General features: G+C 66.9%; 19 protein-coding genes. 7 read left to right on the top strand and 12 right to left on the bottom strand.

Annotated elements, in window-relative coordinates:
• Window positions 1-340: 340 nt before the first annotated feature.
• Window positions 341-1,336: a hypothetical protein gene (locus ACN8HC_RS18110; protein ID WP_490076242.1), complete on the bottom strand. Its 996-nt coding sequence runs from the start codon at window positions 1,334-1,336 to the stop codon at window positions 341-343.
• A 1-nt stretch (window position 1,337) separates the two neighbouring features.
• Window positions 1,338-2,969: an N-6 DNA methylase gene (locus tag ACN8HC_RS18105; RefSeq protein ID WP_490076241.1), complete on the bottom strand. Its 1,632-nt coding sequence runs from the start codon at window positions 2,967-2,969 to the stop codon at window positions 1,338-1,340.
• 1,283 nt (window positions 2,970-4,252) lie between these two features.
• Between ACN8HC_RS18105 and ACN8HC_RS18100 the strand changes: the two genes are divergently transcribed.
• Together ACN8HC_RS18100 and ACN8HC_RS18095 are read left to right on the top strand one after the other, a co-directional pair.
• Window positions 4,253-4,984 carry a response regulator transcription factor gene (locus ACN8HC_RS18100; protein ID WP_490076240.1) on the top strand — a complete coding sequence of 244 codons (732 nt, stop codon included), beginning with the start codon at window positions 4,253-4,255 and terminating at the stop codon, window positions 4,982-4,984.
• On the top strand, window positions 4,981-6,420 hold the full coding sequence (locus ACN8HC_RS18095; RefSeq protein ID WP_490076239.1) for a sensor histidine kinase: 1,440 nt from the start codon (window positions 4,981-4,983) through the stop codon (window positions 6,418-6,420). Before ACN8HC_RS18100 ends, ACN8HC_RS18095 begins: the two co-directional genes overlap by 4 nt.
• Window position 6,421: 1 nt before the next feature.
• On the opposite strand, the gene ACN8HC_RS18090 is transcribed toward ACN8HC_RS18095, so the two are convergent.
• The 5 genes from ACN8HC_RS18090 to ACN8HC_RS18070 all read right to left on the bottom strand — a co-directional run bounded on the left by ACN8HC_RS18090 (window position 6,422) and on the right by ACN8HC_RS18070 (window position 10,404).
• A complete protein-coding gene (locus ACN8HC_RS18090; RefSeq protein ID WP_490076238.1) occupies window positions 6,422-6,631 on the bottom strand; it encodes a ferredoxin in 210 nt (69 codons plus the stop codon).
• Window positions 6,618-7,700: an NADH-ubiquinone oxidoreductase-F iron-sulfur binding region domain-containing protein gene (locus tag ACN8HC_RS18085; RefSeq protein WP_490076237.1), complete on the bottom strand. Its 1,083-nt coding sequence runs from the start codon at window positions 7,698-7,700 to the stop codon at window positions 6,618-6,620. Before ACN8HC_RS18085 ends, ACN8HC_RS18090 begins: the two co-directional genes overlap by 14 nt.
• Window positions 7,701-7,758: 58 nt before the next feature.
• Window positions 7,759-8,319 carry a ferric reductase-like transmembrane domain-containing protein gene (locus ACN8HC_RS18080; RefSeq protein WP_490076236.1) on the bottom strand — a complete coding sequence of 187 codons (561 nt, stop codon included), beginning with the start codon at window positions 8,317-8,319 and terminating at the stop codon, window positions 7,759-7,761.
• Window positions 8,316-9,278 carry an FAD:protein FMN transferase gene (locus ACN8HC_RS18075; RefSeq protein ID WP_490076235.1) on the bottom strand — a complete coding sequence of 321 codons (963 nt, stop codon included), beginning with the start codon at window positions 9,276-9,278 and terminating at the stop codon, window positions 8,316-8,318. Before ACN8HC_RS18075 ends, ACN8HC_RS18080 begins: the two co-directional genes overlap by 4 nt.
• A 421-nt stretch (window positions 9,279-9,699) precedes the next feature.
• The gene (locus ACN8HC_RS18070; RefSeq protein ID WP_490076234.1) at window positions 9,700-10,404 is read right to left on the bottom strand and encodes a hypothetical protein; all 705 of its coding nucleotides are present in this window, start codon (window positions 10,402-10,404) and stop codon (window positions 9,700-9,702) included.
• A 155-nt stretch (window positions 10,405-10,559) separates the two neighbouring features.
• Between ACN8HC_RS18070 and ACN8HC_RS18065 the strand changes: the two genes are divergently transcribed.
• Window positions 10,560-10,778, top strand: a complete 219-nt coding sequence (locus ACN8HC_RS18065; protein WP_490076233.1) for a hypothetical protein — start codon at window positions 10,560-10,562, stop codon at window positions 10,776-10,778.
• Between the two features lie 76 nt (window positions 10,779-10,854).
• On the opposite strand, the gene ACN8HC_RS18060 is transcribed toward ACN8HC_RS18065, so the two are convergent.
• The 4 genes from ACN8HC_RS18060 to ACN8HC_RS18045 all read right to left on the bottom strand — a co-directional run bounded on the left by ACN8HC_RS18060 (window position 10,855) and on the right by ACN8HC_RS18045 (window position 14,574).
• The gene (locus tag ACN8HC_RS18060; protein ID WP_490076232.1) at window positions 10,855-11,175 is read right to left on the bottom strand and encodes a hypothetical protein; all 321 of its coding nucleotides are present in this window, start codon (window positions 11,173-11,175) and stop codon (window positions 10,855-10,857) included.
• Window positions 11,176-11,306: 131 nt separating this feature from the next.
• On the bottom strand, window positions 11,307-11,798 hold the full coding sequence (locus ACN8HC_RS18055) for an Hsp20/alpha crystallin family protein (protein WP_490076231.1): 492 nt from the start codon (window positions 11,796-11,798) through the stop codon (window positions 11,307-11,309).
• 116 nt (window positions 11,799-11,914) lie between these two features.
• The gene (locus ACN8HC_RS18050) at window positions 11,915-14,005 is read right to left on the bottom strand and encodes a chloride channel protein (RefSeq protein ID WP_490076230.1); all 2,091 of its coding nucleotides are present in this window, start codon (window positions 14,003-14,005) and stop codon (window positions 11,915-11,917) included.
• Complete coding sequence (locus ACN8HC_RS18045; protein WP_490076229.1) at window positions 14,002-14,574, bottom strand: MarR family winged helix-turn-helix transcriptional regulator; 573 nt, start codon at window positions 14,572-14,574, stop codon at window positions 14,002-14,004. The genes ACN8HC_RS18050 and ACN8HC_RS18045 overlap by 4 nt, the downstream gene beginning before the upstream one ends.
• A gap of 32 nt (window positions 14,575-14,606) precedes the next feature.
• Between ACN8HC_RS18045 and ACN8HC_RS18040 the strand changes: the two genes are divergently transcribed.
• From ACN8HC_RS18040 to ACN8HC_RS18030, 3 genes are all read left to right on the top strand, one after another.
• Window positions 14,607-15,425 carry an SCO family protein gene (locus ACN8HC_RS18040; protein WP_490076228.1) on the top strand — a complete coding sequence of 273 codons (819 nt, stop codon included), beginning with the start codon at window positions 14,607-14,609 and terminating at the stop codon, window positions 15,423-15,425.
• The gene (locus tag ACN8HC_RS18035) at window positions 15,422-16,378 is read left to right on the top strand and encodes a cytochrome c oxidase assembly protein (protein WP_490076227.1); all 957 of its coding nucleotides are present in this window, start codon (window positions 15,422-15,424) and stop codon (window positions 16,376-16,378) included. Before ACN8HC_RS18040 ends, ACN8HC_RS18035 begins: the two co-directional genes overlap by 4 nt.
• A gap of 107 nt (window positions 16,379-16,485) precedes the next feature.
• Complete coding sequence (locus ACN8HC_RS18030) at window positions 16,486-17,454, top strand: peptidoglycan-binding protein (RefSeq protein WP_490076226.1); 969 nt, start codon at window positions 16,486-16,488, stop codon at window positions 17,452-17,454.
• Between the two features lie 15 nt (window positions 17,455-17,469).
• On the opposite strand, the gene ACN8HC_RS18025 is transcribed toward ACN8HC_RS18030, so the two are convergent.
• A complete protein-coding gene (locus ACN8HC_RS18025) occupies window positions 17,470-18,894 on the bottom strand; it encodes a helix-turn-helix domain-containing protein (protein WP_490076225.1) in 1,425 nt (474 codons plus the stop codon).
• A 130-nt stretch (window positions 18,895-19,024) separates the two neighbouring features.
• Between ACN8HC_RS18025 and prpC the strand changes: the two genes are divergently transcribed.
• Window positions 19,025-20,176: a bifunctional 2-methylcitrate synthase/citrate synthase gene (gene prpC, locus ACN8HC_RS18020; RefSeq protein ID WP_490076224.1), complete on the top strand. Its 1,152-nt coding sequence runs from the start codon at window positions 19,025-19,027 to the stop codon at window positions 20,174-20,176.
• Window positions 20,177-20,241: the final 65 nt, after the last annotated feature.

Below are 20,241 nucleotides of genomic sequence, written 5' to 3'. Positions count from 1 at the left end.
AACGTGCGCGATTGGATGCTGCGCAACCTCGACCGCGCGAACATCTACGTTCCTGCTGAATCGGCCGAGTTGCTTCCGCGGCTGGAGATGTACATCCGGGCGCGGCTTGGCGGGAGCGTGTACCAGGGTGCGGCATGAACGCGCCTCGGCAACACGGCACCAGGCCGCGAGGGCGCACGTTGCCCGCACCTAGCGCCAGGCGTCTTGGTGCGAGCGGATGAGTCACTTCGCCGCGAGTGACCCAAGCTGCCGATCATGCCGACGTCGTCCTGCACAGTGCAGATTGCGCCGGCGTGCGGGTCTCACCGAATTTGAGAACCGCTCGTGAGCAGCGGCGGAGCTATTCGCTGGAACGCCCTTGGGAACGGAGGTGCCTCGCGCGCTCGTGCAGGGTGATCGGCGTCGAGTCCAGAAGTTCATTCAGTAGCGCCGTGAAGAACCGTCGTGGGCTGAGTTCGTCAGGCACCAGATCATGTCGGAGGATCACCACTGGCAGTGTAGCGAGGGCAGAGCGGATGTCGGCCACGGCTACCTCTTCGACGATATCTTCCGCGTCAGTGTCGTCGGGCTCGATCGGCGCAGGATCATCCACTTCGCCCTGATCAACCACTCGACCGTCGTCTTCCCACTCCGGAACGATCAGACAGCATGCATCGTAAGCGTCTTCCTCTCGCCCCAGTTTGATGAGCAAGTCCACGATCCAGTCAAACTGACGACGCTCCTCCGTGTAGGCCGTCGACCTCAGCGCATAGAGGAAGCCGAGCGCGGCGAGAGGGTGGCGCAGCGCGAGGTTCTTGGCGTCGCCGTACGACTCTTCGACACGGTTGGCAGCGTTCTTTCCGAACGAAGAATCCATTCGCTTCGTCGAGATCAGCAACTCAGGACCGGTCTGCCACCCGGACACGATGACGTCCACCTGTTTCAGGTAGTTCTTGCCGAGAATGTTCGCCGAGGCCCGCCCGACCCGTCCCGACCCGCTCGCTAGCTTTTCCATCAGCTGCTCACGCAGGCCAGCCGGTGAAATTCCGTTGATGAACTCGAGAACGTCCTTGCTCACTGCACGGGGTGGCTCGCATCGTGGCCACACGACGTCAGGGTCGAGCCCCGCACGACGCAACTCATACGCAGTCCACACATCCAGCGCCAGGGCGGGTACGCCGGTGCGGGTCCCGGCTCCGAGATGCAAAGGTATGGCGAGCAGCGTCCGCAACGTGGCGAAATCGGGCTGGAAAGAGTCGTCCTCCCAGGGGTTCACCGCGTCGGTCGCGGCGTTGGCCACCACAGCGTCGAACAGCGGCCAAGCCTCAGCTTTGGCGGTCGGTTTGTTCTCCGCCACGTCATTTCCCCTTTCCGCGGGCAACGCGTCTGGCGGTGAGCTCGGCATGTTCGGCGCGGATGGCCATCAAAGACTTCTTGCTCATCCTTACACCTTTGGTGAGTAGCACCTCATCGATCACGGCTACCGCGTCAAGCAGATGCCCCGCCCGCAACATCGCAGTGACCGAGGGCTTGGCTCGCATCAGATCGGCACGGTACTTCTCAACGAGGGACGGGGAGGGGACTGGGAGCACATCGGCCTCACGCGGCTCAATTTTGAGCATCCCACCGCCGTATGCCCGTCCGACCGTCTCGGCCCCGAGCAAGGTGATGCTGTTGAGCGAGGCAATCGGCAGAAGACTGGCGCCGAGGCCCCTCAACCCGTCCTGAAGGTAGATGCCGTGCACCGAGTTCAGGTGGTGAACACGGGCTCTATTGCTAGAGATTCGCGGTGTATCCGCGTTCATATACGTCAGGAACAGGTCAGCCGGTCGGAGATACGGCACTCTCCACCACGGCGAACGCACCCGACACTTATACGCTTCGTGGACGTCCAAGGCTTCTCCACTGAGGATGTAGGACAGTGCTGCCTTGCTCGGCTTGCCGTCGGGGCGGAACAGGTGCGTCGAGTACCCATCAGCGCCGAGCCGATCAAGAGCAGCTGACGTCAACGAAAGACCGCGCAAGTGCCGCGAACCCGGCGGAGACAAACGCAGCACGTCAGCATCGGCAAGCCCGAGCTCCGCAACCTTGGATGGTGAGAGCGCGAAGAAGCGATTGTTGCCCGTCACCATGCCCAACGTCGTGTCGCCCCACTGATCCAGCGAGGTGAAACGCGAGCCCGGGAACACCGTCGCGTATGCGTCGAACCCATCACGCGACATCAGCCCCGCTGACCATCGGCCGCCGCCAGAAGGAGGCGTCCATCGGCGGGCCTCGGCGAGTTCGGTCAACCCTGCGGCATCACGAACCTGGTGAACGTTCATGTGATCGATTCCGTTGCGGCCGGTCGGGTCGTAACCGTCCGTGAGTAGGAGAATGGCTTCCACATCCACACCGGGGAAGACACGTTCTTCGAACAGCACAAGTGTGACGTCCGCGAAGTGCTCCAGCAGAAAGCGCCGGACCGGAGCCGCGTAGTTCACCGCCAACAGCTCGGCAGGAAGCACCAGACCGAGCCGGCCGCCTTGCTTGAGATGCAGCGCTGAGTGGATCGTGAACGCGGCCCACGACGACGCGAGCTTTGTCAGGTTGACGCCCGCACGCAGAGCAGCCGCACGTGACTTGGCGCGGGCCTCTCCGGTCCATCCTTGGTAGCGAACGTACGGCGGATTTCCCACAACCGCGTCGTATGTCCCGAATTCCTCGTGCAGGAAGAAGTCGCCGGCACGGATGGTGGCATCGATGCCGCTGTCCCGCAGCGATCTCTCTGATTCGGTCGCTGAATCGCGGTGCAGTTCGACTCCGACCAAGTGCCCGGCATGTTCGCCGGCACCGGCAGCGTGCAGGAATACCGCTTCACCGCACGAGGGCTCCAGCACGTCGTCGGTCACGCCGCGAATCGCCCAGCTCGTGATGAAGCGAGCGATCGACTCCGGAGTGAAGAACGCTCCTCTGGCCTTCCTCAAATCCAGAGAGTCACCGGGAAGCATGGGGCCATCCTTCCTCACGTTCGCTCGCGACCAACGCTGGACTCGCGGTTTCCGATCTCATAGCAGACATCTCATCGCCGAGTACCGACACTCCAAGCGGGAACCTCGCGCGACTTGCGGCGCCCCTGCGCGCCGGGTGTCACGGACATTCGGTTGCCCATATCGCCGATGCACGTCAGCTTCAGCCGTCGTCAGCTCCTGATGGTAGTGCCGGTGATGGACGCCGCGTTGGGCGAACCAGGAACGCGATGACGGCGGCGACTTCGTCTGGATAGCCCTACCGCCTGAGGGCGGTCATGGAATGCACGATCGCGCCGACCGGAACCTCAACCAAAGCCGGGTAGATGTAGTTCGGGGCGTACGCGGCCGTCCGGTAGCCGGGGTTTGATGGTGATGCTGCGCTCGGCGAGGTCGGGCGCGAGGTTGCGGACCATCGCTGGCATCGCAGCCTTGCTTGCGGCTTGCGGCTTACGGGGCGTGGTGATGGACCGCCAGACGCACACTCAACGAGGAAGCGATCCGCTCGTGTCGCATCGCAGCTTCGGCGGCGCTGTGGTCGAGGTCGCGTCGCTCTACCGGCGCGAGGCGTTTCAGCCCCCCTCTCTACTCGTCGCGACATGCGGTCGGTGAGCTCAAGCAACTGGGTGAGTTCCAAGATCGAATTCGACACGGAAGCTCGGCAGCCCGTCGATCGTCCGACCGTCGCGATCGATCACACCGGAACAAGTCGGCCACCCGCGACCTCTGGAATGCGCTTGTGGAGTTGCTCGAAGGAGCGGTGGACGGCAGATTGGTCCGGTAAGCGCATCCACCTTGTTGTGACCGGCGGTGTGTCTCTTACCAGCGACGACTCGATCCATCAGTAGGACGTCTTACTAGTCCCGATGCCGACGAGGCGGATCGTACGAGGCCGCGCGAATAGCGCGAACCTGTCGATCCCGCGCCGAGTGCAACGGGACCACGACCGGCGACGACGCCGAGCAGTGCGCGAACGGTGTAGGCGTGAGATGCTCCGGGACACTGGCAGCTGGGGGCGTGGTTGGCATTCGTCGACCTTGTCGTGTGTGATGGAGGCCCGGAGCGTGCGCCATCGCGCGCGACATACCGCGAGTCACTAGGGCATGCATAGTTCACGACAACCGCGTTATACCCTCTTCGCCGCAGGTCAGAGGCTTGGGAATGGGCTCGTGAGTCAGGTTCGACTCCTGTCACCGGCTCGGTCCGTTGTTCTGAGTGGCAGCGTCGTCCACACGGAGCAGCGTTGGCGGCAGATATCGTGAGGTATGGCCGCCGACGATTCCCCGCCTGTTGCGCCAGACGGCCGCCCACTGCGGGTTCTGGTGGTGGAGGACGAGGCCGGGATCGCTGAGGCGTTGGTCGCGGCATTCCGATTCCGCGGCTGGGACGCCGACAGCGCCCGAACGGTCGCACAGGCGACCGAGCTGGTTCGGCTACTCGCTCCGGACCTGGTGATCTTGGACGTCATCTTGCCCGACGGCGACGGTTTCGAATTGCTCGGCTCACTACGCGCGCGCAACCCGCAGATCGCCGTGTTGTTCCTCACCGCACGCGACGCGCCGGCAGACAGAGTGCACGGCATCGAGATCGGCGGTGACGACTACATCACCAAGCCGTTCGACCTGTCCGAGGTACTCGCCCGGTCGCGTGGCCTGATGCGCCGGGCGGGGCTGCTGCGCCAGCGGCAGGGCAGCCAATTGCAGGTCGCCGACTTGGTCGTCGACGTCGACGCGCACGAGGCCCGGCGCGCCGGCCAGTCGTTGAGCCTGACGGCGACCGAGTTCGCGCTGCTGCGATACTTCGCGATGCATCAGCGGCGGGTGCTGTCCAAGGACGAACTGTTGCGGAAAGTATGGGGAGCCGACTTCGACGGCACCTTGCATGTCGTCGAGCTCTACGTCAGCTACCTGCGCAAGAAGGTCGATGCCGACGGCATGGAGCCATTGATCCACACGGTGCGCGGTGCCGGTTACGTCCTGCGGCCCCCACTGGCATGAAACTCACGCCGAAAACGCTCACTTCCCGGTTGGCCCTGCTGTTGGCCGCGCTGGTGCTGCTCGGCGGTGCCATCGCAGGGGTCGCCGGCACCATCGGTATCCGCACCTTCCTGATGGCGCAGTTGGACAACGAGTTGCACCAGGCGGCCGCGCGCAACGTCACGATCAAGGCACCGCACAGCGATGACCGTGACGCCGACAATTTGATCGACAACAACACCGGCCTCCCTCCGGGCACCATCACAGGGCACCTGAGCGGTGGCGTGATCACCGACCTGGTCGTGGCAGCGGATCTTGACGGCGACCACCTGCCGACGGCCGCGGACCGCGCCGCGGTGCAGCGGGTGGCCGGCTCCGATCACCCTGCGACCGTGCACCTTCCGTCCCTGGGTGACTACCGCGTATTGACCTCCCGGACACACGACGCCGGTCAATTGGTGACCGGTGTGCCGCAGGCTCGGGTCAATCACACGATCAGGCAGCTGATCGTCTTGGAGGCCGCCGTGCTCGCCGTCGCGATCGCGCTGGTCGCCGGAGTCGGTGCGCTGGCCGTCCGCCGCTCGATGCGGCCCCTGCAGCACCTGGCGACCGTCGCTCGGCGCGTGACGCAGCTCCCTTTGGAGTCCGGCCAGAGCCGGATCCCGGTGCGGGCCGACGAACTCGAGGAGCCCACGGAGGTCGCCCAGGTCGGCCGCGCGATGAACGCGATGCTGCGCCACGTGGATCTGGCGTTGCAGCAACGCGACGAGAGCGAACAGCGGCTGCGGGATTTCGCGGCCGATGCCAGCCACGAGCTGCGCACACCGCTGGCCGTCGCGCGCAGTCACGCCGAGTTGTTGCGCGAATACATGTCCTCGACCGAACTGCCCGTGCAAGTGCATCAATCGTTGCGCCGCATCACCGACGAAACAGGTCGTATGACGAGCATCGTCAACGATCTGCTGCTCTTGGCGCGACTGGACAAAACCGACCCGGAGCGGCACGAGACCGTCGACGTGACGCGGCTGATGCTGGACGCGGTGGACGACGCCAGGATCACCGCTCCGGACCACCAGTGGTCGGTGGCTGTGCCCGTCGAACCGGTGTTGGTGCGCGGCGATCAGGAGCAGTTGCGGCGGATGATCACCAACCTGGTGACGAACGTGCGGCTCCACACGCCGGCCGGGACCAGAGCGCGCTGTGAACTCAGCGAGACGTCCGGTCAGGTCCGGCTACAGGTCCGTGACAACGGACCCGGGTTCCCTCCCGAACTCGTGGACCACGCTCACGTCCGGTTCGCACAGGGACGGCACCGCCAGGACAGCGTCGACAGCACCGGCCTCGGCTTGGCCATCGTGCACGCCGTGGCGCGTTCGCACGACGGATCGCTGGACGTCGTCAGCACACCCGGGGACACCACGGTGAGCGTCACGCTGCCGACGGTACGCAGGGCGTGAGTCAGAGCTTGCGGCTCACTATCAGGGCCCGGGCAGGACACGCCTCCGCCAGTTGCCGCGCACTCTCCTTGCTCATCGCGACGCGTGACTGGACCGGGTAGCCGAACTCGTCCAGCTCGATGGCTCCCTCGGACATCACCGCGCAGACGCCGTGAGCGGTGCAGGCGACCCGGTCGACGACGACCTGCAGTTCCCGGTCAGCGCGCCGCATGCGACCGCTCCCGTGATGCGATGCAGCGACCGGCCAGGTGAGCCTCCACATCGGGAGCAAACGCCCGCAGCGCGGACGCGGCGAACCCCGCGACGCCGTCGGGGAAGCGGCAGGCGCCGCGTCCCGGGAGCAGGCCGAGCCGCTGATGCAGCAACCGCAGCTCGTCGTGTCGCATCGCGCCGTCGGCGAGCCGGTCCAACTGCTCGGCCACGGCCGGCACGCCGAACATGCACGGCCCACACTGCCCGGCGGACTCACCCGACGCAAAGCCGGTCAGCCCGGCCACGTGGTCGAGCGGACAGGTCGATCGGTCCAACACGTGGATCGCGCCGGTCCCCGTCTGGAGTCCGTATGGCGCAAGCCCTGCATCGGACCAGGTGGCTCCCCACGCCGCGGCGCCGGCCAGCCAGCCTCCGCTGAGGCCGGACAGCCCGACGGCGGCCACGTCGACGGCGCCGGCGGCGCGCAACAGTTCGCCGAGAGCGACGCCGGCGGCGGTGTCGTAGACGCCGGGCCGCTCGACGCTGCCGCCGATCGTGACCAGGCGTGGCCCCGGCTCGGCCGCCGTGCCGTAGCCGCGGAACCAGCCCGGCCCGTACTGCTCGATCTGGCTGATCCGCCACACGGTTTCGGCGTTCAGCACCACCGTCGGAGGAAGCCTGCGGCCACCGGAGTTCCTACTGCCGAAGGCGATGGGCGTCTGGCGCATGATCGGCCGGGCCAGGCCGCCGTGCAGGTGGTTGAGCAGGGCCGATTCCTCGGAGGCGACATACCGCGCCGGCACCGACAGCACCCGCAGTCCGGCGTGCAGCAGCCGGTCCTCGGTGTCGCTGCCCCGATGAGCCGCCCAGTGCACCTTGCGCGTGATGAGTCCGGCGCCGTGGCGCAATTCGCTCAGGTGCTGCGCGACCACCATGGCGTCCTTGTGCGTGCCGATCTCCCCGTCACACGCGTTCACGATGAGGTCGGCGCGATTCTCGAACGCAGCGCGAAGTTTCGCGCTGGTCCGGAACGCCGCGCCGCCGCGGCCGGTCAGTCCGGCCGCATCGAGAAGCTCGATGAGGTTCACGCCGGTTCCCTCTGTGCTCGGGCCCCGCCGTTCACTGGGGGCTGTATTGGTCGCTCACTCATGTCCACTCCTGCCGTAACACCTCGCGTCGCCGCGCACTGTCGTGGTGCGAGCCGACCAGCCGCCACAACACGGCCACGACGCCGACGACCCCACAGCCGACGGTCGTGTAGCGCAACAGCGGCTCGTTCCCGGTGCCCATCGCGATGCCGTGCCAGAGGGTGATCGGCCACATCACGAAGCTGGACCGGTGCACCAGTCGCCAGAGTCGTTCGCTGATCCGGTGTCTGGCCACAGAGGTCACGACGATCGCGGCCACCACGTCGAATCCGATCGTGCCCAGCCCCACCTCGAGCCGGCTGTATGACGAGGCGAACGGCAGCACGGCAGCGAGCACGCCGATGTGCACGTAGGTATCGACGATCGCCGTCACGATGTGCACGAGAAGGAAGGTCAGCATGCCCAGCGCCAGACTGCGGTGCACGGCCTGGGTCGTCGTGGTGCGGTTCCCGACGCTGCGGCGCGCCCCGGACAGGAAGAGGCCGAGCACCATGACGGCGGTCATCAGCACCATGCTGATCACCCCGGTCGCCCGCGACAGATACCAGAGGACGGTCATGACGCGCGCCCCACCGTAGGCTCGGGCCAGCCCGGGGTGCAGACGATGTCGCCGTGTTCGGGCACGAGCCGGGCCGGTATGCCGCGCTCCGTCAGCCACCCGACCGCGGAGTCACCCAGCACGCACGCTGCCGTCGACGCCGTGTTCGCCTCGAGCGCCGACGCGCCGACACAAGTCACCTGCCGCCAGGTACACGGCACCGGCCGGCCGGTGGCCGGATCGAGCAGATGGTGCCGGAGCGCGCCGTCGACATACCAACGACGCCGGTCCGTGCCCGAGGTCGCGACACCCTGTGTCGTGATGCCGATCCGATCCGGATCAGGGGACGTTTCCTCGTCGGTCGAGATCACCCAGCCCTGGCTCGGCGGCTGCCCCGCAACCGCGATGTCGCCGCCCAGATCGACCAGGAACCCACCCGGCCAGCGCTCCCCGAGCTCGCGGGCGATCCGGTCTGCCGTCGCCGCTTTGGCCGTGGCGCCCAGATCGAGCAGTGCGCCCTCCGCGATGGTGATCGTTCCGGCCACTTGATCGACATGCAGGTCACGCAGGGAACTCCCCTGCCGTGCCACAGTTTCGGGCGCCTCGGCACCGGCCCGGACCGAACCACGGGCGGTGCTCCCCGCCAGGACCTCGGCGAGATCGGCGTCGTATCCACTTGCTTCCATCGCCCGGCCGAGCGTCGGGTCGACCAGTCCATCGGTCACCCTGGCCGCCCACAGCGCATCCTCGAGCAGAGACCGGAGCAGAGGGCTGGTCGATGCCGTGATCGTGCTCGCGCCGGTGGGGGCCGCGACAGTCGACAGCCGCATGACCTCCGAATCCGGCCGGAACCGCGACGCCACAGCGTCCAGCTGCGCGAGTCTTGCCTCGGCGACCTTGCGCGCGGGGACCAGCGTCGCCTCGCGGGTCGCGACGATCTCGCAGTCGACCCCGATCGCGCGGAAACGTGCGGACTGCATCACGAGGAGTGTGTCCGCGCCTGGGTCGTCTGCGTCGCCGTCGGTGTGCTGACCGCCGGCACCTTGCTGAACGTGTGCCGATGACGCGGCGCGTGCTGCGCAGCGGTGGACGATCCTGATGAGTTCGACGGCGACGGTGACGACGAGGACGACCCGGTGGATGTGGCCGCCGGTGATCGTTGTTGGGTCGGGGACGCCGAACTTGACGGTGCATCCACTGCCAGGTGCGCAACGAGCGCGAGTGAGCCGACGACGCCGAGTCCGAGCGCGGCGCGGCTGATTCGTCGGGCCTGTCGAAGAGCGGGAATCATGAGGAAGAGTCCTTTCCTGTCGAACGACCTCAATGCTTCCGGTGGAACTTCTCAAGCCCCTCAGGAACGGCTATGACCTGCCGTTCCGCCTGAGTTGCGCGGATCGAGCGTCAGTGCCGGAACGCGAACCCCTGCTGCCATGCGTTGATCCACGGCTCGGCGAGCCAGATCGCGAGCACAACACTGCAGGCCGCCATACCGGCCAGGACCATGACCCGAGCGCCGACACCGGGGACACGGACCTGTGTCGGCGAAGCAGTTCGGCCGGCCACGATCTTGGTGGCTCGCACGGTGCGCCCGAGAACGTGAACGGTCATCACCGCCAGCCAGGCGAAGAACGATGCTTGGTGCAGGAAGAGTGCGGTCACGGGCAGTCCGAGAAGATGCTCGTGGCGCTCGACCGGACCGTTCACCGCCACGAGAATTCCGGTAGCCAGCACGATCAGGGTGAGGAGCACGACCAGCGGCCCGAGGAGGCGCATCACCAACTGTGGTGGCCCGGCCCGCCGGTAGGCCGCGTGGCCCGTGTAGTAGCGCACGATGCGCCAGCCCGTGCTCCCGACCTTGACCAGCGCCGGTGGCACCAGCAGTAGCCCGACCACGATGTGCCAGCTGATCAGGCCGTGGATGTCGAGGATCGTGAATCCCTCGACGGCCAGCAGGATGAGCAGTACGAGTCCTGTCCATGCAGTGATCCGCGCGTTGCCTGCCGGCCCACCGGTTCGGGGCAGAACCGGGTCGAAGCGCGGCGTGCGATCGGTCAGTTCGTCGATTGCGACCTTCACCGCTCGACCCGAGGAGATCTCATCGGTCATGACGCCGCCGGCAGAGCCGTCGAACGGAGCGGGCGCATCAACAGATTCCTTCCGAGAGATGAACCCGATCGTTCCGGCTGAACTTCTCAACGCCCTCAGCAACCGCTCCGCGTTCGCCGAGAGGCCGAGTCGCGGGAAGGGCGCATACTGGAGGAATGGCATCCTCTCCCGCACGGCGACGACATCTGACCAGCAGCCCCTTCCAGCCACTCGTCGAGCGCGAGGTGGAGCAGTTCGAGTGCGGTGACCGTGTTTGCCACGACTCCTACGGCATGGGCCAGGTGGTCGGCAGGGAAGCCCAAGCGGTCACGGTGGACTTCCGTACCGCGAAGGTGCGCATCACCAGCCCGTTTCAGAAGATGACGAAGCTGTAGGCCGCGCAGTCGCGCGACGAGCTGCCCGCGAGTATGGCGGCGCAGCGTGGAGCACGCCGCGCCGCCATACTCGGTGTCACACCGGCCGGGTGAGCTGCACCTCCGGCGGATAGTCCTCCTCCGGGTCCGTATCGACCGCGATCGACTGCTCGATCAGGTCCCCCTCGTCGGCCTCGGCGAGTGGATCGGCATCGTCGGCGTGTGTGCTCCGGCGCTCGTGGAGTTGCGCGGAGATCGCTTGCATCCGGCGCTGCAGCCGGGCGATCTCCGGATTTGCGTGGTAGCCGGCGGCGGCACGCTGGCTGTTCAGCCGATCCTCCACCCGGGTGAGTTCGGCGAGCAGCTCGCGGATGGACATTGCTGCCAGGTCGGACGGGCGTTGCAGGTCTGCGGTCATGGCGCACCTCGGTCGTGGCGGCGTTGGTGGGTGGCCGGGCACGTCCTCGTGACGACATACGCAGAGGATGAAGGTTTGCGGGTCGCGGCCCGCACCGGAGTCCGCGCCCGGCCACAGCTAGGAACCAAAAGTCACTTCGTCCCTACTCGCTCGCCTCCTTCCGTCTGCTGCCCTGATGACTCGGCCGTGGACGTGACCAGGTGCTGCTGCTTGTTGTCCTGGCTGTGCGCGACCTGGATCTGCCGCGGCTTGGCGCGCTCGTGCAACGGGATCGTCACGTTGAGCACGCCGTTGTCGTAGCTGGCGCTGATCTGCTCCGTGTCGATGTCGTCGCCCAGGCTGATCTGGCGCCGGTAGACGCCGGCGAAACGCTCGCTGGTCAGCCACTGGACGTCGTCCTCCGGCGGCGGTGTCCGGTGCGCGGTGAGGGTGAGCACACCGCGGTTGACGTTCACGTCGATGCTGCCCGGGTCCATGCCGGGGAGATCGGCGTGGAGGACGTAGTGGTCTTCGACCCGGTAGAGATCGATCGGCATGAACTGCGGCGAGCGCGCGGAGCCGGCACGCATGCCCAACAGATTGCGGGCAAGGGCGTCGAATTCAGAAATCGAGTCAGAGCGCATAGCAACCTCCAACGTTCCAAGGTCGCCACCGGGCCACCCGGAGGCGACCGACTGCGAATTCCTACGCCAGAAAATTTAGCACTCTCATCCGCAGAGTGCCAAGAGCCGTTTTGGCCTCAGTGGCTGCCGGGGTTCGCAGCGGTCGTGCGATGGGAGGTCACTGCGTCGCCGTCGAACAGCGCACGGATGCCGTCCTGCCGGTCCGACCGCACCAACACCGTCACCTGGTCCCCCGCTTCCAACTGCACCGCACCGAGGCCGAGCAGCATCGTGTCGCCACGTCGCACCGCGACGACGATGACGCCGTCGGGCAGCACCTGTTCGTCGAGCCGACGTCCGATCAGCGGCGAGCCGGGACCGACCCGGACGTCCTGGATCCCCGCGCTCGACGCGACGCGTGACATGCGACGCGCATCCGCCCGCAGGGCACGGTGATAGGCACGGACGATGTCGCTGAACGCGAGAATGCCCTGCACTCGACGCTCGTCGTCCAGCACGCTCAGCCAGTGCACCGTCGCCGGCAACGCATCCATCGCCTGGTCCAGGGTCGCCGTCGTGTCCACCGAGGGAGCGGTCGCGTCGACCTGCCGCCGCACCTTGCCGTCGGGGTTCTTGTCCCCCGCATCGCGCAGTTCGGCGAGGGTCACCGTGCCCAGGAACCGGCCCTGGGAGTCCACCACCGGTGCGCCCGGAATCCCTTTGGGGGCAAGCTGACCCACCGCGTCCGCCAGCCGGTCGTCGTCGTGCAGCACGAGACGCGGCGGCGCCATGGCGTCGGCCACCGGGACCCTGCCCAGCAGCGGCAGGCCTTCTCTGAGCCGGGCGCCGACCGACTCCTCGCGATTGGCCAGCTGGGACCGGTAGATCGTCTTGTCGAAGTGCCGCACGATCAGGTAGGCGATCCCGACCGCGACCATCGCCGGAGCCAGGATGGTGAGGTTGCCGGTCATCTCGGCGACCATCAGCATGATCGCCAGCGGCGCACGCGCAATGCTGCCGAAGCATGCCATCATCCCGACGATGACGAACGGCGCCGGGCTGTGCGGCACGCCGGGCGCGAAGGTCTCGAGCACGCGCCATACGGCTGCGCCGGTGAAGCCGCCGATCACCATGCCGGGCCCGAAAATGCCGCCGGATCCTCCGGATCCGATGGACAGGCCGGTGGCCAGAATCCGGGCGAACGGCAACACCAGGATGGTCCACAGCGGTATGCCGAGCAGCCCCTCGCGGGTCAACGAGATCTGCACCCAGCCGTATCCGGTGCCCAGGACCTGGGGAATCGCGAGCGCCAGCAGCCCGACCGCGAGGCCGCCGGCGGCCGGCTTCACGATGGTGTTGCCGGGCAGCCGCTTGAAGACGTCGGCGACGCCGTAGAACGTCGTGCTGTAGGTCAGCCCGACGAGGCCGGCGACGATCCCGATGACGGCGAACCAGGCGAGCTGCACCGGCTGGTTGAACTCATAACCCGAGGCGGCATACCCGAACATCGGCGAAAAGCCTTCGACCAAGCCGAAAACCGTGTAGGCAACGATCGACGTCACCAGGCCGGGTACGAGCGCCTCGACCTCGAAGTCGTCCTTGTAGACGATGTCCGCGGCAAGCACTGCGCCACCCAGCGGCGCGCCGAAGATCGCGCCGATGCCCGATCCGATGCCGACGGACACGGCGATCCGACCGTCCTCCGCGGTCAGGTCCAGCGTGCGCGCCAGCAGAGAGCCGAAACCCGCGGAGATCTGCGCCGTCGGCCCTTCACGGCCACCGGAGCCTCCGGATCCGATCGTGATGGCCGAGGTGATCATCTTCACGATGACGGCTCGGGCGCGGATCATCCGCGGGTTGCGGTGGACGGCGTCGATCGCGGCGTCCGTGCCGTGCCCCTCCGCCTCCGGCGCCAGCGTGGTCACGAGCAACCCGGACAGGAGACCACCGAGCGCCACCACCAGCGGAACGGCCCACCAGCGCGTGTAGTGGCCCGAACCCCTGGCGCCGCCCTCCGCAGCGGCGGTGGGCACGACGTAGCCGCCGATGTCCGCCAGCAGCAGGTGGCCCGCCGTCTGCAGGGCGAGAAAGAACGCGACAGCACCCAGGCCGGCAATGATCCCGATGACAACACCGAGCACCACCCACTTCTGGAGGTAGCTGCTGCGGCGGACCCAGCCCCCGGCAGCGGCTCCGGCGGACCGCAATTGCGTCTGCACGACGGTCATGACCGGCTCCGCTGGTGGTGCGCGACGCCGGCTGCCTGATGCAACCTCCGGGAGGCGCGCGTGCGGTCGCTGCCGTGCGCCGCCTGGACCAGCAACCCGAGGGCCTCCGCGAGGTCGGCCTGCTTGTCCGGCGGGATGCTCTTCAGCAGCCGGTTGATCTCGCGGGTGCGCTGACGGGTGCTCTGCGCGATCAGGGCGCGCCCCTCCGCACGGAGGGTGAGGGCCATCTGCCGACGGTTGGCGCTGTCGACCACGCGGTCGACCAGCTTCTTGGTGACGAGCCGGTCACACATGCGGGTGGCCGTCGACGGCACCACGCCGAGGGCATCCGCCAGTTGCGCGACCGTCATCGAGCGATGAATATCGATGAGCACCAGTGCTCGGAACTGGGGCAGCGTCACGTCCGGCTCGAGGTTGGCGAGGGCGCCGGCCGCCACCGCGACGAAGACTCGGTTGGCCGCGAGAACGGCGTCCACGATGTCGGCCTGGCCGGCGAGCATGCTGGCGGCATCGTCGTCCGCCAGCTCCGCGTCGATGGACTCCGACACGGTGGCGTGTTCGTCTGTCATGAGCTCAGCATAGAGCAACTGTTGCACCCTGCATGAATGGCTGCACCCAGCGCACGCCCAGCTGGCGGTGTAATCCTTGCGCGATGCATCGATTGCATACAGCACTGGTCGGCGGAGCACTTGCCCTCATGCTTGCCGGTTGTTCGGCCGGTTCGTCCGGCGGCTCGCCGACCTCGGCCGCAGCAGCCTCATCGTCGCTGAACAGTATTGGAACGCCACTGAACTCGGCTGTCCCGAAGTCGATCCGCGATCTTCCCTTCACCAACGCCGATGGCAAACGGGTGACCTTGGCACAGTTGACCGGTCGCATCGTGGTGCTCTCGGACGTGATGACCTTGTGTCAGGAGACCTGCCCGGTCGACACCGCGACAGTGGTGCAAACGGCACGCGCCGAGGACCACTCCGCCACGCCTCCGGTCTTCATCTCGTTGACCGTGGATCCCGCCCGGGACACGACGACCCAGCTGCGCGCCTATCGCCGGTTGTTCACGAACCCGCCCTCCGACTGGCAGGCCTGGACCGGCAGTGCGAAGGACGTCAACGCGCTCTGGGACTACTTCGGGGTATGGCGCAAACGGGTGCCAGACGGGCCGGGACCTGCACCCCGCAACTGGCGCACCGGCGCGAAGCTCACCTACGACGTGCAGCACTCCGACGAGGTCTTCTTCCTCGACGCAGCCGGGCACGAGCGGTTCGTGCTGGAGGGAGCGCCGTATGCAGCCGGCGGCACGGTGCCCGCGAAGCTGCGGGCATTCATGGACGCGCAGGGCAGGAAGAACCTCCAGGATCCCGCATCGACCGCATGGACCCAGGCGCAGGCACAGACGGTGATCAAGTCCCTGCGTCGATGAGCGGCACACCGAACACCCCGATGTTCCGGGTGACGGGGCCGATGTGGATGCCCACCGCGCCACCGAGTTGGCTGCGCTACCTGGCTTGGCACCCCCAACCAGTCCCGATCCTCATCGTGCTGGCGGTCGTCGCCGGGGCGCTCTACGGCTGGGGCGTGGTGCGTCTGCGGCGACGTGGGGACACGTGGCCGCTCGGCCGTGCCATCTGCTTCGCGGTCGGCCTCGCCACCTTCGTGTTCATGCTGGGAACCGGCATCAACGGCTACGGCATGGAACTGTTCAGCGTGCACATGGTGCAGCACATGACGCTCAACATGGTCACCCCGTTGCCGTTGCTGCTGGGACGACCGCTGACGCTCGCGCTGCGCGCCATACCCGCACGATCGCGGACGCACCGGCACCTCGTCCGTTTCCTGGGCAGCCGCTTCAGCGCGGTGATCACCGCGCCGGCGTTCACCATTCCGTTGTTCGTGGTCACGCTCTACGGCCTCTACTTCACCCCGGCGATCGACTGGCTGATGAGCAACTGGCTCGGGCACGACGCGATGCTCGTGCATTTCGTGCTGACCGGCTACCTGCTCTTCTGGCCGATCCTGGGGCTGGATCCGTCACCGCACCGGCAGCGGCCGGCGGTCCGTCTGATCGAGGCATTCCTTCCGATGCCCTTCCATGCCTTCTTCGGCGTCGTCGTGATGGGTATGACGACTCTGCTCACCACCTGCTTCGCCCAGCCACCGATGTCGTGGCACCTCTCCCCCGTGCACGACCAGCAGATCGGCGGCGCCATCGCGTGGGGCTTCACCGAACTGCCCAACCTCGCCGTCGTACTGACCCTCGCCGTCGTCTGGGCCGTGAGCAGCAGGCACGAGGAGCGGCGCCACGACCGGTCTGAGGACCGGACCGGCGATGCGGAGTTGCGTGCGTACAACGAGTGGCTCCACAACCTGGACTGAGGGCGTCACTCCGCCTTGCCGATCGAGCTGCGGACTGGCCGCGAAACTCACTAGGGTAGAGCGCAACTCAATGGTGGCAACCCCTTCACGAAGCACAGGTACCCCAGATGAAAACGGCGGTCTCCGCGGCGCTGCTCAGCGCTGCTGCACTCTGTCTCACCGCAGGCTCGGCAGCTGCCGCGACGCCGCGAGCGACATCCACGCTCAACGCCTGCCCGGTGATCACCGTGCAGTATGGCGACTCGCATCACTCGTTGGTCAAAACGCTGCAGCAGCGCCTCGGCGGGTTGATCGCCGACGGCTACTTCGGCAACGCGACGCTGGCCAAGGTCAAGGCGTTCCAGACGACTCGTGGGCTGACTGTCGACGGTGTCGTCGGCCCGATGACATGGGACCTGCTCGGCGGCTTTCCCGGCTGCACCACCATCACCGGCTACGTGATGGCCGATTCCGGCGCGGCCGGGTCGAAGGCCCAGATTCGTTCCGGGCCAGGGATGGGCGCTTCGGTGATCGGCAGCTACGGGCCACATGCGAAGGTCACCGGCACGCGTGTCGGCACCGGCCCATGGCTGCACACCAACCTCGGCTACATCAACAAGGGCACGCTCGAAACCACGACGACCAACCCGTCGTCGCTGAACGGTCGGATCCCGTCCAGCGGCCTGTGCAAGGTTCCCCTTACCTACAACTCCCCCGACTCGTTCGACCCCGGTTACACCAAGAGCACCCAGCGCTACCTCAACTGTGACGACCTGCCCTACCTGAACGCACTTGAGGGTGCCTACAAGAAGCAGTTCGGCCACTACGCCGCGATCGACCTGACCTACCGAAGCATCGCCGAACAGCAATACTGGTACGAAAAATTCGGCTCACCGCGAGCGGCATACCCGGGCACCTCCAACCACGGCTATGGTCTCGCCGTGGACTTCCGGGAGACCGACCAACCGGGCGAGGAGTTCGGCTGGGGCGGCACCGGACAGAAGTGGCTGTCCGCCAACGCCGCGCGTTGGGGGTTCGTCAACCCGTTCCCCTACGGCACCGAGGGCGAGAGCTACCACTTCCAGTTCGTCGGTTGACGGTGGCGCCGGAGGTCACGTCCCGTCCGGCTCGTGCATGTAGGGATAGAGCTGGCCGCGGTTCTCGTCGACCTGCAGCGTCCGCCCTGCAAAGGGAAAGGCGCGCTGTGGGCACGCCGGACGCTCGCACACCTTGCAACCCATGCCGATCTGGGTACGGAAGGCACGATCCTGCAGATCCAGCCCGGTCGAATAGACGGTCTGCGGCGCGTAGCTCAGGTCGCAACCCAGCCCCACCGCGAAAGTCTTTCGTGGCGCACGGAATCCGACACTCGCGCTGCTGACGGTCCGAGCGATCCACAGGTAGGCGCGGCCGTCGGGCATCTCGGCGATCTGCCGCAGCACCTGGCCGGGACGGCTGAAGGCGTCATACACGGTCCAGAGTGGACACGTGCCACCGGTTCGCGAGAAGTGGAACGGCGTCGCCGACTGACGCTTGGAGAGGTTGCCCGCACGATCGACGCGCACGAACGCGAACGGAATCCCTGAATTCCCCGGCCGTTGCAGGGTGTTCAGCCGGTGGCAGGCGGTCTCGAAGCCGACATCGAACTCCTCCGCCAGCAACTCCAAGTCGTAGCGCGTGCGCCGGGCCGCGGCCAGGAACTCGCCATACGGCAGCAGCACCGCACCGGCGAAGTAGTTGGCGAGCCCGATCCGCGCCAACCGCGTCGTCACCGGATCGGCGAACGGCGCCGTCCGCACGATGTCGTCGATCGCGTCCGACTCCGTCGCGAGTGCGAACTGGCTGACGATCTGGAAGGCCTTCTGTGCCGGCTGCAACTCGCCCGCCACCCGCAGGACGTGCGTCGTCGGGTCGTAGCGGCGTTGGCCGCCGATCTGCGAGCGCGGCACCTCGACCACATCAATTTGCTGTGTTTGCAGGTACTTACGTAGCTGCTCATAACGATCAGGGGGACGTATGCCGAGCCGCCGCGCCAGCTGCTCCGCGCGCACATCGAGCGTGTCGAAGTAGTTGGAGTGCACCGAGAAGAAATCACGCACGGCTTCGTAGGGCATCGGCGGCCCGAGCTGGTCCTCCCGGTCCGCGCCGAGCCGGGCCTCCAGCGCGGCGACTCGCTCTCGGTCGGCGTGCCGTCCCTCGGCCATGGACAGCAGCGCGGCCGCCACGCCCGGCAACTGATCGGCAACCAGCCGCACCTCAGCGACGGACAGGGCGCGCAATTCCTCGTGTTCGGCGAACGAATCGACCAGAGCGGCCGCGGTGCGCCCCTCCGGCTCGACGGTGAGCCGCTGCACGTCGACGCCGAGCGCGGCCGCGATGCGGGACCGCAACTCCGGCGTCAGTACCCGGTTGTTGTGTTCGATCTGGCTGAGGTAGCTGGGGGAGATCGACACACGGCGGGCCAGCGCCGCACCGCTCAGCCCGGCATCGATCCGCGCGCGCCGCACGACGAATCCGGCATACTCCCCGGAGACCACAGCCAATCTTTACAACATTGGCAGCCCGCGCGGCGAAACTGTCCGAACTTCGCAACCGCAGGCGGCTGTCCGGCCCGGTCGACCGTTGCTTATCTTGTGAAGGAAGCTATCCATCGACAAGGGAGTCGCCATGGCAGATACGAGCGCGTTGCCGAAGCCGAAGAAGTCTGTCGCACTGTCGGGAGTGCCGGCCGGCAACACTGCACTGTGCACCGTCGGTCAGCGCGGCAACGACCTGTCCTATCGCGGCTATGACATCAACGACCTCGCGGAGAGCTGCAGCTTCGAGGAGGTCGCTCACCTGCTCATTCACGGCACTCTGCCGACCCAGGCGCAGCTCGACGGTTACACGAAGCGATTGAAGGCGGCGCGCGCGCTGCCGCTTCCGGTGCGCGCGGCGCTCGAGGCACTGCCGGCGGCCAGCCACCCGATGGACGTCATGCGCACAGGTGTGTCGGTGCTGGGCTGCACCCTGCCGGAGAAGGACGACCACAACGCCGCCGACGCCCGTGAGATCGCCGACCGGCTGATCGCGTCGCTCGGGTCGATGTTGCTCTACTGGTACCACTGGAGCCACAGCGGCCGACGGATCGACGTCGAGACCGATGACGACTCCATCGGCGGACACTTCCTGCATCTGCTGCACGGCGAGGAGCCGACCGCCGAGCAGGTCCGCGCGATGAACATCTCGCTCAATCTGTATGCCGAGCACGAGTTCAACGCCTCCACGTTCACTGCGCGGGTGATCGCCGGGACCGGCTCGGACATGTACTCCTGCATCACCGGTGCGATCGGCGCGCTGCGCGGGCCGAAGCACGGTGGTGCCAACGAGGTCGCGCTGCACATCCAGCAGCGCTATGCCACCCCGGACGAGGCCGAGGCGGACATCCGCGAGCGAGTGGCCAACAAGGAGGTGGTGATCGGCTTCGGGCACCCCGTCTACACGATCTCCGACCCGCGCAACAAGATCATCAAGAAGGTCGCGAACGACCTGACCAAGGGCACCGGTGACGAGACACTCTTCGCGGTCGCCGAGCGCATCGAGTCGGTCATGGACGACGCCAAGAAGATGTTCCCCAACCTGGACTGGTTCAGCGCGGTGAGCTATCGCGCACTGGGCGTGCCGACCGACATGTTCACGCCGCTGTTCGTCATCTCCCGCACCACCGGCTGGGCCGCACACGTGCTCGAGCAGCGCGCCGACAACAAGATCATCCGCCCCAGCGCCAACTACGTCGGCCCGGAGGACCAGAAGTTCGTCCCGCTCGCACAGCGCAAGTAATCCGCCTCCGTCGATACGCTCCTTCGCCGATACTCGACCAGCGGCTCTCCGACACACGATTGGTG

It is taken from the genome of Flexivirga sp. YIM B11880, assembly GCF_058148645.1.
Note: the sequence above shows the minus strand (reverse complement) of the source record. Positions and strands in the feature narration are given on the sequence as shown.

Bases quoted from the DNA above. Each gene is read 5' to 3' on its own strand.
- ACN8HC_RS18105 (WP_490076241.1), bottom strand. From the start codon at position 2,969: ATGCTTCCCGGTGACTCTCTGGATTTGAGGAAGGCCAGAGGAGCGTTC.
- ACN8HC_RS18100 (WP_490076240.1), top strand. From the start codon at position 4,253: ATGGCCGCCGACGATTCCCCGCCTGTTGCGCCAGACGGCCGCCCACTG.
- ACN8HC_RS18095 (WP_490076239.1), top strand. From the start codon at position 4,981: ATGAAACTCACGCCGAAAACGCTCACTTCCCGGTTGGCCCTGCTGTTG.
- ACN8HC_RS18090 (WP_490076238.1), bottom strand. From the start codon at position 6,631: ATGCGGCGCGCTGACCGGGAACTGCAGGTCGTCGTCGACCGGGTCGCC.
- ACN8HC_RS18080 (WP_490076236.1), bottom strand. From the start codon at position 8,319: ATGACCGTCCTCTGGTATCTGTCGCGGGCGACCGGGGTGATCAGCATG.
- ACN8HC_RS18075 (WP_490076235.1), bottom strand. From the start codon at position 9,278: ATGCAGTCCGCACGTTTCCGCGCGATCGGGGTCGACTGCGAGATCGTC.
- ACN8HC_RS18070 (WP_490076234.1), bottom strand. From the start codon at position 10,404: ATGACCGATGAGATCTCCTCGGGTCGAGCGGTGAAGGTCGCAATCGAC.
- ACN8HC_RS18065 (WP_490076233.1), top strand. From the start codon at position 10,560: ATGGCATCCTCTCCCGCACGGCGACGACATCTGACCAGCAGCCCCTTC.
- ACN8HC_RS18060 (WP_490076232.1), bottom strand. From the start codon at position 11,175: ATGACCGCAGACCTGCAACGCCCGTCCGACCTGGCAGCAATGTCCATC.
- ACN8HC_RS18055 (WP_490076231.1), bottom strand. From the start codon at position 11,798: ATGCGCTCTGACTCGATTTCTGAATTCGACGCCCTTGCCCGCAATCTG.
- ACN8HC_RS18050 (WP_490076230.1), bottom strand. From the start codon at position 14,005: ATGACCGTCGTGCAGACGCAATTGCGGTCCGCCGGAGCCGCTGCCGGG.
- ACN8HC_RS18045 (WP_490076229.1), bottom strand. From the start codon at position 14,574: ATGACAGACGAACACGCCACCGTGTCGGAGTCCATCGACGCGGAGCTG.
- ACN8HC_RS18040 (WP_490076228.1), top strand. From the start codon at position 14,607: ATGAATGGCTGCACCCAGCGCACGCCCAGCTGGCGGTGTAATCCTTGC.
- ACN8HC_RS18035 (WP_490076227.1), top strand. From the start codon at position 15,422: ATGAGCGGCACACCGAACACCCCGATGTTCCGGGTGACGGGGCCGATG.
- ACN8HC_RS18030 (WP_490076226.1), top strand. From the start codon at position 16,486: ATGAAAACGGCGGTCTCCGCGGCGCTGCTCAGCGCTGCTGCACTCTGT.
- prpC (WP_490076224.1), top strand. From the start codon at position 19,025: ATGGCAGATACGAGCGCGTTGCCGAAGCCGAAGAAGTCTGTCGCACTG.